The organism is Emticicia sp. SJ17W-69, from assembly GCF_051209875.1.
Classification (GTDB): domain Bacteria; phylum Bacteroidota; class Bacteroidia; order Cytophagales; family Spirosomataceae; genus Emticicia.
Window position 1 is genome coordinate 698,115 of sequence record NZ_JBNTQY010000001.1, and the last position, 12,031, is coordinate 710,145.

A 12,031-nucleotide genomic window follows, 5' to 3' on the forward strand; every position below is an offset into this window, starting at 1 on the left:
AGTTTTTTGAGTACAATAACAAAATATACATATTATTTGCTACTCATTATTTTTGTTTAAGGCAGATTTATTCATGTAAAACTTCAAACAAATCTATTTTATGATAACTACTTTACATTCAAATTATACTGTGAAAAACAATATCAGAATTGGGATGCTATTTGGCATCATACTTATCTGTATAAGTTTGAAGACTATTGGGCAAATTATTGAAATCAAAGAACAAGGTGTTACCGGCAACACCAACAATGAATGCGTACCCCAAGAGCTACGAACCAAGATAGAGGCTTATCTAAAACCAGCTATTCAAAAATATGCACATGCCGCAAAATCGGTCGCTTTGGAGCATCCTAAAATGATATTTCCTTTACGGAAGAATCCTTTTGCCATGGATTACAATATTTTTTCGATAGCAAATTTTGTGGATTTGAATAGTAGTGTTGGGTCTTCGGGCTTTAATCAATATACTTCAACAAATCTTGACTATAATTGCGGGAATCGTTCTTATGATATGAATAATGGGTATAATCATGCAGGGTCAGATATTATGTCGTATCCATTTGATTGGCAAAAGATGAAAACTGGAGATATAGAGGTGATTGCGGCTGCTCCAGGCACAATAATTGGGAAAGTGGATGGCAATTCCAGTTTTAGTTGTGGGTTAAATACGGCATCAAACAACTGGAATGCAGTTTATGTATTACATGCCGATAACTCTGTTGTGTGGTATGGACATCTCAAAGAGGGGAGTCTAACTATGAAGCCTGTTGGTAGTACTGTAGAAGAGGGTGAATATATTGGTATTGTTGGTAGCTCAGGATTCTCATCTGGACCACATCTACATTTTGAGCTACATGGAGCGGACAATAAAGTTATTGAGCCATTTTTTGGCTCATGTAATAATACCACAACTGATTCTTGGTGGAAAAATCAGCTACCATATACTGATAAAAAAATTAACCACATTTCAACACACATATTACATCCAACGGTTTATCAATGCCCTGCATCAAATAATAAATCGAGATATAGCTATTATCTCCGAAAAAACACAACCTCTCATTACTACATCTGGGGTAGGGGAGTTCAATCAGGAGATTTGGTGATTTTTAATATAGTTCGACCCAATGGAACTTCAATGGTAAATTTTAATTATAATTCATCCAACACCTATGACTCTTTTTATTTCTATTGGAGTATTTTTGTAGGAGCGTCTGAGCCAAATGGAGAGTATAATTTAAAATTTACGTTTGATAATAAATTGTACGAACGTAAGTTTGGAATTACTGACGAAAATACTCTACTCACATCGATTGAATATAATTCATATTGTACAGGAGAAGTTTTAAGTGTTGATTACTCAATTGGTTCTGGCACTTACAATGCTGGTAATACTTTTATCGCACAATTATCAGATGCAAATGGTAGTTTCTCAGCACCAACTAATATCGGGAGTATAAATGCTACAACAGATGGTGTAATCTCTGCTCAATTACCACAAGGAATACAAAGCAGTAATAAATACAGGATTCGAGTAATAGCCACAACTGGGCAAAATCCTGTTTTAGATAATGGCACAGATATTCATATTAAGAGCATCCCTTCTGCCACTATTTCGGGAAATTTTACGATAGTATCTGGGCAAACTGTAAATATTCCCATTCTGCTTAATGGTGGCGGACCTTATTATGCCAATTTATCAAATAATAAAGGTAGAACCTTTGACTCATCTAATGCCATTTTTCAAGATAGTCCTACCCAAAATACTACATACAGCATATTAAATATTATGAATTCATGCGGCGTTGGTACTACCTCAGGTTCTGCTAATGTAAATATTACAAACTGTACACCGAATTTGACACTTACGAATCCATTAGATAATATTGACCAAGGAGTAGTAATACGTCAAGCTTCCGCAATAAACGGCAAAATCCAAGCCTCTAATCATATCACAGGTGCAGCTAATGTAATTTATCAGGCAAAGTCTATTGAACTTAATCCCAATTTCAAAGCCGAAATGGGAACTGTTTTCAAAGCTGAAATAGGTGGGTGCAATTGATGATTATTAAGTCTATGTTAACGCTATGAAAAAAAAGCGATACCTCTTGTTATTATGTTTGATTTCTGCTCAAATTAAAGGGCAGGTAATACTTACGACAAACCAAACGAATCTTTGTAGTGGAAACTCCACAACGATTGTGTTAAGCAACCCTTATCCCGTGGCGTATCCAAATGGAAAACTTCTAAAAAATGGTATAGAAGTTGCCAATACAACCAACGGACAGCTATCCTATACAACCTCCGAAGCAGGAGAGTATCAGTTCATCTATGATGAAAAAGAAGATTTTAGACAAATTTATTGGGGATATTATCCAACCTTCACTTTTCAAGATATGACTTTTTCAGATGGATTGAATGGAATTGCGGTGGGTAATAAAACAGTCTTGAAAACAACAGATAAAGGGCAAACATGGAATTTAGTAACAACCCCAACTCAAACTTTTAATCATACAGCTGTTCATTTCTCAGATGCTTCTAATGGATGGGTAGTTGGGGTTAATGGTCAAGTTATAAAAACTACTGATGGAGGCAATAACTGGGTTAATAAAAATATAACAGGAGTTTCTCCATTTACACCCCCATTGACTGATGTATTCGGAATAAACGCCACAACGGCTTGGGTAGTAGGAGACCGTAATACAAAGGTTTTTAAAACAACCAATGGTGGCGATACTTGGACGGATGTTTTTACTGGTACTTTTTACTCATCTGGTTTCCGAACAGTATTTTTTTTGAATCAAAATGAAGGCTGGATTGCGGGTGACTATGGCATAATTCGTAAAACAACTAATGGTGGAGCAAATTGGACTTCGTTGCTGCTTGGTTCGAGTAGTAGTTCGAGTTCAAATACCTGGATAACAGATATTTTTTTTCTTGATAGTTCAAATGGGTGGTTTATTGGAGAAGATGGTCTTATCAGCAAAACTACCGATGGCGGTGCTACATGGTCGAAACAGAGAAATGGCACAGGCTTAAATGGCAACGGGATTGTTAATAAAATTCGTTTTCTTGACACTTTAAATGGATTTGCAACCATTTCTGGCGAACTTTATAAAACCACCGATGGTGGCTCTACGTGGGTAGCAATGAGAACCTCAGATGGGCGGATTTGGGCAAATGCCAAATCATTTCATTTCTTTGCAGTAGATGATTTTATATGCTCATATGATTCTGAATTATTCAGATATATCAAAAAACTACCTCGACGCACCAACAGTATTGTTATTTCACCAAAATCAATAATTACAGCCAATTCGACAAATATTTGCCCTAATCAGACAATACAGTTAAGTATTAGTCTTTCACCGAATCAAATTTCGACCCAATGGTTAAAGAATAATCAGCCCATTTCAGGAGCAAATGGACTGACTTATAACCCCCTTCAAACGGGCGATTATAAAGTTCAAACTACATCTGAAAATAGGTTTTTTCAGCAAAAATCTAACATCCTTACCGATAGTTATAGAGCCGAGGATATCTCATTCGTTGATAATAACACGGGCTGGGTACTTAAAGGGGGGCCAGTTGGCAATGTTCCACTTTTCAAAACGACCAATGGAGGCACATCTTTTAATCAGTTAGAAGTAAACAATAGCATCAGCTATTCTTTTTTAAACGTTGTTTATTTTCAAAATACGACAAATGGGTGGCTCGTTGGGCATGACCAAAATGTTGGGAATTTTATCGCAAAAACAACTGATGGAGGAAATACATGGATAAAAAAGAAAACCTCAATTAATGCTACTCTCCGAAAAGTATTCTTTCTTAATAATCTTAAAGGATGGGCTGTTGGATATAGATGTTATCAAGGTTGCGGGAGTCCTACTCCAACGAATGAAGCCTATGTTTTAAGAACCGATGATGGTGGAGAAACTTGGATGGTACAGAGTTCGCAGCATCTAAATCTTGAATTAAGTGAGGTTCGCTTTGTAAACGAAACAACTGGTTGGGTTGCAGGAGTATATAGTAATGCTGGGAGTAGTCTTTTAAAAACTACTGATGGTGGTATTACTTGGGTTGAACAGTTGAAACATACTGATATGTATCAAAATTTATTCTTTTTAAATGACCAAATCGGGTGGTTTAATACAAGGTTTTATCGCTTCAAAACTACCAATGGTGGGGCAAGTTGGAGTCAATTACCTATTCAGTACAATGAGGAAGTAGCTGGGCCAATTTACTTCAGAGATACTCAAAATGGTGTTTCTTTGGGCAAAGATGGTATTTTTAGAACAATTAATGGGGGGCAAAATTGGATAAATGAAGCCCCTTTTTCGTCAACGAATGCTGGATTATCTTTATTAAAGTCACTTAATAGCGACACAACAAGTTTTGTGATTGATAAAGTAAATGGTCAAGTATATCAATTAAATAAATCAACATTTTTATGTGAGTCGAGTCCTATTTCGATAGGTAATAATTGTTGTTCTTCTTTAGTGACATTGGTCAATCCTACCGACAATATGATCTCAGGAAATCGAATAGTACAAGCTTCCGCAATAAATGGCAAAATCCAAGCCTCTAATCATATCACAGGTACAGCTAATGTAATTTATCTGGCAAAGGCTATTGAACTTAATCCCAACTTCAAAGCCGAAAATGGCACTGTCTTTAAAGCCGAAGTCGGTGGTTGTAATTGAGATTGACAATATGTGAAAATCACAAATAAAATATATTATGAGAAAGATAACTTACTTTTTAGTGATACTACTTTATTCGTTAAAAGCAACATCACAAATCTCTTTAATCGGGCAAGGATGCGATAGCTCACCTAATTTTCCGTTAAATTTTATAAGCTATAAAGGAAACCTATATTATAACAATGTGGGCTGTCCACAAAATGATGGAATCTATAAAACCAATGGCGATTCTCAGGGTACTTCACTTTTAGGCTTTTTTGATAGTAACCCAGAAAGACGAGGTGTAGCAGGAAAAAATATTTATTTTGGACAAGACAATAGCCTGTGGGTAATTAATGGAGAAACAAATCAAGTACAAAAGATTAAAGATAATCTTAGCTCTATTCCTACCAATATTACTGATTTAAACGGAATTGCTCTTTTCTCAGAAAATGGCACAAATCTTTGGCGAAGCGATGGGACAGAGGCGGGTACTTTTAAAATCAAAGATATGTTTGTCTTTAAAATAGTTTCGGATGGCACTCATGCTTATATTTCAGATCGATTTGATATTTGGAAGTCTGATGGTACTGAAGCTGGAACGGTATCATTAAATCTTGCAGTAAGAAATGATAATGACGGAGTGGTAACTACTGTTGCACCAAGTAGTTTAACCGAATGGAATGGAAATATTTTTTTTATTTATAATGATACAAATGGCTATCCATTGAAAAAAATTGTTGGTAACTCGGCAATTGACTTAGGTAAAACTGGATGCCATCTCGATTGTGGAGGGACTTGCACTGTCTGTGATGGATTTAACAATGTTGGAGGAACTCCTAACGCTATGCACCCTACATCTTCAGGTATTTATTTTTTTGGAGAAGCAAATGCCTCTGGGTCTGGGCTTTATGAATTATGGAAAAGTGATGGAACTATTAACGGAACTATTAAAGTATTGACATTTCCTTCAGGAGTAGTTCCTGGCTTTAATAATATTACATTAGCCATTCGTGCTAATAATTATAACAGTTACCCCAAACAAAGCTATGAAGATATTTTTTACTTTACAGCTTCTGACCCTATGCATGGTTCTGAACTTTGGCGGAGCGATGGTACTGTCGCAGGGACATTTATGGTAAAAGATATCAATGTAGGCACAGCCGAATCAAAGCCACAGGGTTTGGGAGTTATTGATGGAATTTGTTATTTTAGTGCTAAAACTGCCGAAAATGGCCGTGAAATATGGAAAAGTAACGGAACTGAGGCTGGAACAATCTTGGTTCAAGATTTGAATCCAGGTATATCCAATGGAGTTTTTTCTCCAGAACCTCCCAACGAAAACTTTAATAATGGTTGGGCAACAATTTATAATGGTCGTTATTATTTCAAAGGAGCATCGCCAGAAGCAGGAGGCAATTTATTTGCCGTAGATGGCTTAAAACATTATGTTTATCGTTCATTGAATCCCTCTTTTAATACCATAGATATTGCAAAAAAAGCAATTTTTCTTGAATCAGGTACTTTTATACTTCCCAGTATCAATGGTGTGTATCAAGGTAAAATACAAGGAAATAACTAATCCTCATTATTGAAATTTTTAAGGAATAATTAAAAAGAGAAGTTGTCTCTAAAGAAGATATCTGGTAGATTTCTTTAGAGACAATCTCGTTTTTTATTACACAATCTCATTGATTCTTCGCATCGGCCTCTCTAAAATCTCTTACAATTACCTGCCCTTTGGCTACTTTTACCGCATCTTCGGCGTATTTTTTTGCTTCTTGCTCACGACCAAGTTTATATAATACTTGCGAGTATGTTTTCATAGTTGTTGGATTTTCAGCAATTCTGAGTGACTTACTCAGCCATTTGAGAGGTAATTTTAATGACTCTTTATCAGTAATATTTTGAGCGAAACGCCAGCCGTATAAACGCAATTGATAAGCAATTTCTTCATTATAGGCATTCAAAATATCGTCGTGAAGAAAAGCCCATTCTTCAGTAGTGAATTTTTGCTTGTCTTCATCTTTTTTATAGACTGTTACTGCATTAGTAGCCAAAGCCTCTGAATCTATAGCATCAATCTGATTAAGATAAGCTGCGATTTCTTTTGAGTAATTTTCCCAATCTTTTGTTGTTTCGTAGAAATCAATCTTAAAACTTCTCATAGCCATTTCTTTATTATAAAATGGCGTATTTTTTTCATGCCAAAATGTGGCAATTGTAGAAATCGACTCATTCATTAAATCTACATTCTTATTCGTAAGAGCTTGGTTGAATGAACGCTCAATGATTCTATCTATTCTTTGCTCAATACCAATAACATTCTCTTCTGAAAAATTTTTGATGTTTGCTGCTTGACCTACTAAAAGTTTGAATAGTTCATCATTACAAGTTTTATTAGTTTCATAGAGATATTCACATAAAAGCAATACATTTTTTTCAGCAGCTAAGCTTGCCTTATCTAATCCACTAATATAGTTTCTTACAGTTTTATCTAAATCTTTGAGGTTTTTTTCTTTGTTACTTCCTACATTAGTTGTTTGTAAACGACGAAGTGAATGTAAATAGAGTATATCTTGACTTGCCTCTGCTTTGCTGATAAGTTTATCTAATTTTTCAAGAGACACAAAATTTTCATTGATATTTATAGCTTTTGCAGCATCGGCAATAAGCTCTTGTGGATTAGCGGCAAAATGAGATTTGTAGATTAATTCACCATCTGGTGTAAAGAAGAAATAAGCAGATGAAGCATCGTGATACTTAAAATTGCTATATGAAGCTTTATCTCGAAGAGATTCAGAATTAATTTTTAAGCTTACAAATTTTTCGTTGAAATATTCGCCAATTTCAGGTGTAGAGAAAACGTTTTGATTCATCCAACGACTATTGCCACCATAATTTTCGTAAGAAATGAATACTAATTTGTGTTGTTGCTCGGCAAGTTTTTGAGCATTTTCGAGCGTACCTCGGATAAAATCAATGCCTCCTTCTTCTTGGGCAAATAGTGTGGATGAAAAGCACAAAAAAATCAATAAGAACAATTGCTTCATTGGATTGATGGAATTAGGATATTTTGGTTTTTACTATACAGTAGCATAAAACACCACCGTTTAATCATTTCCTTAACCCTAATCCCAAAAAGTATGCCAAATATTCAATGCAGAACTTTGAATGAAGAATTACGAATAGTGTAAAAGAGCTTAAAAAGACATAGCTATTTGATTATCAATAAATTATGCTTTTTTAATTTTTACTTCGCTCAATTACAGAATTATTACTCGTTATTCGTCATTCAAAATTCGTTATTTCACTATTCGGCTCCGACAATTCTAAATCTTCTAATGGTTGCCAATGTTATTCCGACTATCATTAACAAGAAGCCAATCCAAAGTAAATTGATATGTGGTTTTTCGGTGGCTTTCAGTACAATAAACTCTCGTTGCCCTCGACTTGCTGAAAATGAAAACTTGCCAGCAATAGGGTCAATTTTAGTAAGCTGAAGGCGTAAGCCTATCTCGTTATTGACTTCTGGTTTACTCCAAATTTCACGGTTACGAATAGCAAAAACAGGTCGCATCTTAACAACAACATCTCTATCCAAAATCTTCACTGTTGCTCTTGCAGCAGCGTCTCCTTCGGCAAGTGCCATGCCATCTACTTCTTTTACTCCTTCCACATTTTCTAAAACCGCTACATAATCATTCACAAAAAAGGTGTCGCCAACCGCTACTGCAAATTCTTCTGGACGACTCCAATCACGCTCATCTTCTGCTACAGGCGGACCTGATACGAAAGTATAGATGTCTTTATTCCAAAACTTTTTAATATCAGGAGAAAGTACTGTTCCCATCTTTTCATTGTCTTGCACACGTGGATAGAGATTAAAAGTTTTACCGCTTTTGTCAGTGTACTCAACTTGATAATAGGTGTTTTCTCCTTCAAATTCGAGTGTATCGCCTCTTTTATAGAAAGTTTTATCTCCATCAACTACATCGGCACGAGCAATCCCTTTGTAATTACTTCCTGGCACAGGCATGATATATTTCTTTTCAATATAGCCTGGTACATTTCTTACATCTACAAACTGGCCTTTATAAGTAAATGAAAAATCACTTAATTCGGTAGGGCGATTGAGCCAAAGTAAGGCGTTTTCTTTGTTGTCAGTTTCATTGGTGAAAATTTTTGCTCCTGAAAAATTCAAGGAAACAACTTTTGAATATCCCGATGAAAACATGATTCCAATAAGCATCAAAGCCACACCGATGTGTGTAATAGCACCGCCTGCTACCTTGAATTTACCTTTCAAAATATCCGTTAAAATACTCCCATTTGCTGCAATACTAAACAGCGTGGCAGTCAATAAAATAATATATTTCCAATCGTTCACTTTAGCAAAAGTGATGATTAATGCTGAAATTAAAAGACTAATAATCAGGGGATTAAGTAATTTTGAAAGACTTTCTTTTTGAATACGCTTCCACCAAAAAAACTGAGCAACTCCTGAAAGTGCTGTGATAGCAATAAAAAACCAAAGCTGAAACTGAGTAAAATGCTGTACTTGATTGGTAGGCAAGGCCATGTTGAGCTTACCTCCAAAAACTTCTGCAATTTTGTTATAAACAGGAATCGAAGTAGTAACAATCACTTGAAATGCGGCCAAGCAAAGCATCAAAACACCTGTAAAGACCCAAAACTCACGAGAATAAGTCGATATTTCTGCTTCGTCTTTTGGTAAATATTTCCATCGAATAGCTGATAATCCGACTGCAAAAATGATGAAAGTTAGCAAGTAAATCAATAATTGCCCAGATAGCCCCAAATCAGTAAATGAGTGAACAGAAGCATTGCCAAGAATACCACTTCGAGCCAAAAATGTAGAATAAATAATGAGAATGAATTGAGCAATAACTAAGATAACAGTGTATTTTAAAGCTGTGCTACTTTTACGAGCCAAAAGCATGGTATGGAAACTTCCAACTAAAACCAGCCACGGAACATAAACAGCATTTTCAACAGGATCCCAGTTCCAATAACCACCAAAATTAAGGGTTTCGTACGCCCAAATTCCCCCCATCATGATTCCAGTTCCGAGAATAACAGCTCCCATTAAGGTCCAAGGTAGAGCAGGTTTTATCCATTCAGTATATTGTTTTTTCCATAATCCTGCAATACAAAATGCAAATGGAACGAGTGTCAGACCAAACCCCAAAAATAACGTAGGCGGGTGAATAACCATCCAATAGTTTTGAAGCAAAGGATTCAGACCATTGCCATCTTTTGGAACAAAATTTGGGTTAGTTGTCCATATTGGAATATTAGGCATTGATTCTTTTAGAGTCAAGAATGGTGAGCTACCGATTTTGAATTCTCCCCATAAAACAACTCCCAAAATCATAGAAGCCAAGAAAACTTGGACTAAGGCAAAAATGGTCATAGTTGGCCCTTCCATCCCCCCATTTTTGGCTTTTCTGAGTGTTGTATTTATCAAAATAACACCCAAAACTACATTCCAAAACATCCAAAGCAGAAAACTTCCCTCTTGGTCTTGCCAAAAACACGAAATAGCATATCCTAATGGTAAACTCCAAGAGGAGTTGTCCCAAGCGTAGTGATATTCAAAATAGTGGTTAAAAATAATACTCAAAAGCGAAGCACAAATGGTAATAACTGCAACGGTATGGACGTAAAATGCCCTTCGTGCAAATTTTAACCAACTTTCTGTGCTTAAACTTTGTGAACGAGATGCTTGCCAGTAGGCATACGTTGAAACAACAGCAGCTACAAATGCAATAATGACGGACGCATGCCCGATGTTACCAAGATATGACCTTAACATAATGAGATTTTAAAACAATTTTTGTAAAATTGTGCTATATGCTTTAAGCAGTACGCTTTTTTTAGTTGAAAATAGCCTAAAGCGTACTGCATATAGCTTATGGCTTTTTTTCAATCAAACCAAGCTCCCCAAGGAATTCTACTTAATATTAACAACAAGGCAATTCCAAAGAAAATAGCTGTTTGCTTAAATTTGCGACCATTTCCAACGGCACGTTTCACACGAGCATTGCCAATCGTTACTAATATAACGGCAATGATATTAACAAATGGATGTTCTACCACAGCTTTTCTTACATCGCTATCTTTCATGGCTGCCTTCATATCAGCAAAAGCTGATTGGGCAATAGGTGAAACAAATAATAAAATTAAACCTAAAAGAAACATTGTATGGGTAGCAATGAGAGCAAATTTGTTGATATTTGCATCTTTTGACTCAAATGCCTTTTCACTATTTGAACCCAAAATACCATTGATTGTGGCAAATCCTAAAAGAAATAATGCCGCAAAAGCAAGATAAGAGTGTATCGGTTGTATAATCGAGTACATATAATTTTGATAGTTTTTGTTTAAAATTTTGCCAAAGTTAAGTTATAATCGCTGAATAACATAACTTAGCGTTGAGTGCTTTTGTTATTTGTGGATCGAACTTGTAGGCTGAATCGTAATTCTGTCTGAAATTATTGAAAACAATGAGATATTTTAAACATGGTACTTTATTAATAATAGGTGTATTATTGATTTTTACATGGACTTTTCCCCAGTTTTTTCGCTGTCTTTTTGTTGCTCAAGATAATTTTAATGAAATCAAACCGATGATTTTTGTTGAAAAAGGTATTTCTAAAAATCAAAAAGATACCTTGATAAAAAATATTGTACTTGCCAAAAAACGTATTATTGGTTTTTGGGGTAAACAAGAAGGCATTGCTAAAATTATTTTTTGCAAAAATGCTGAAACCTATAAAAAATACTGTCAAAGCTCTGAAGGTGCAGGATGTAGTATCGGAACGCCTTTGGGCTCATGGATCATTTTGAATACTGATGGACTCAATGTTGATGTTATTGCTCATGAAATGTGTCATGATGAGTTAATGACAAGACTTGGTTGGTGGAAAACAAAAAAGCACATTCCAACATGGTTCGATGAAGGACTGGCATTGATGCTTGACCAAAGATTTGTGAGTTCGCAAGATAGCAGTCAGCGATACATAGATTATCGTGCAGAATTGAATTATTTGACTTCTCAACCTATTCCGCTTCAGGAACTAACCACACAAAAGGCTTTTTTTGGACAAAATCAGCTTTTTACTAAAGTTGCCTATTTCAGTTCGGCGGTAGCTATTTCTCAAAAAATCTCAACAAAAGGTAAAAAAGAGATATTTGAAATTATCGAAAAAACTAAAAAAGAAGACAAATTTGAGTTTTAAGCCACCTAAAAACCCATAAGATTTTGCAAACCTTGCAGGTTTGAGTATGTGAGATAAGGATTAAATGTTTGATTATCAGTAGTT

General features: G+C 35.4%; 7 protein-coding genes. 4 read left to right on the plus strand and 3 right to left on the minus strand.

From position 1 onward, the window contains the following. Nucleotides 1-100: 100 nt before the first annotated feature. The 3 genes from ACQUQZ_RS03135 to ACQUQZ_RS03145 are packed head-to-tail and all read left to right on the plus strand — an operon-like array spanning nucleotide 101 to nucleotide 6,264. A complete protein-coding gene (locus ACQUQZ_RS03135) occupies nucleotides 101-2,062 on the plus strand; it encodes a M23 family metallopeptidase (protein ID WP_435353287.1) in 1,962 nt (653 codons plus the stop codon). Nucleotides 2,063-2,087: 25 nt separating this feature from the next. Then, nucleotides 2,088-4,703 (plus strand): WD40/YVTN/BNR-like repeat-containing protein, encoded by a 2,616-nt coding sequence (locus ACQUQZ_RS03140; protein ID WP_435353288.1) that lies wholly within the window; start codon nucleotides 2,088-2,090, stop codon nucleotides 4,701-4,703. Nucleotides 4,704-4,740: 37 nt separating this feature from the next. Further along, nucleotides 4,741-6,264, plus strand: coding sequence for an ELWxxDGT repeat protein (locus ACQUQZ_RS03145; protein ID WP_435353289.1), 1,524 nt, complete (start codon nucleotides 4,741-4,743; stop codon nucleotides 6,262-6,264). A gap of 106 nt (nucleotides 6,265-6,370) precedes the next feature. On the opposite strand, the gene ACQUQZ_RS03150 is transcribed toward ACQUQZ_RS03145, so the two are convergent. The 3 genes from ACQUQZ_RS03150 to ACQUQZ_RS03160 form a co-directional block, all read right to left on the minus strand. Then, nucleotides 6,371-7,735, minus strand: a complete 1,365-nt coding sequence (locus tag ACQUQZ_RS03150) for a hypothetical protein (protein ID WP_435353290.1) — start codon at nucleotides 7,733-7,735, stop codon at nucleotides 6,371-6,373. Nucleotides 7,736-7,995: 260 nt separating this feature from the next. Continuing rightward, nucleotides 7,996-10,521, minus strand: a complete 2,526-nt coding sequence (ccsA, locus tag ACQUQZ_RS03155) for a cytochrome c biogenesis protein CcsA (protein WP_435353291.1) — start codon at nucleotides 10,519-10,521, stop codon at nucleotides 7,996-7,998. A 110-nt stretch (nucleotides 10,522-10,631) separates the two neighbouring features. Continuing rightward, nucleotides 10,632-11,069: a hypothetical protein gene (locus ACQUQZ_RS03160; RefSeq protein ID WP_435353292.1), complete on the minus strand. Its 438-nt coding sequence runs from the start codon at nucleotides 11,067-11,069 to the stop codon at nucleotides 10,632-10,634. Between the two features lie 143 nt (nucleotides 11,070-11,212). Here ACQUQZ_RS03160 and ACQUQZ_RS03165 point away from each other — a divergent pair, with 143 nt between their 5' ends. Continuing rightward, nucleotides 11,213-11,947, plus strand: a complete 735-nt coding sequence (locus ACQUQZ_RS03165; protein WP_435353293.1) for a hypothetical protein — start codon at nucleotides 11,213-11,215, stop codon at nucleotides 11,945-11,947. The last annotated feature ends 84 nt before the right edge of the window (nucleotides 11,948-12,031 follow it).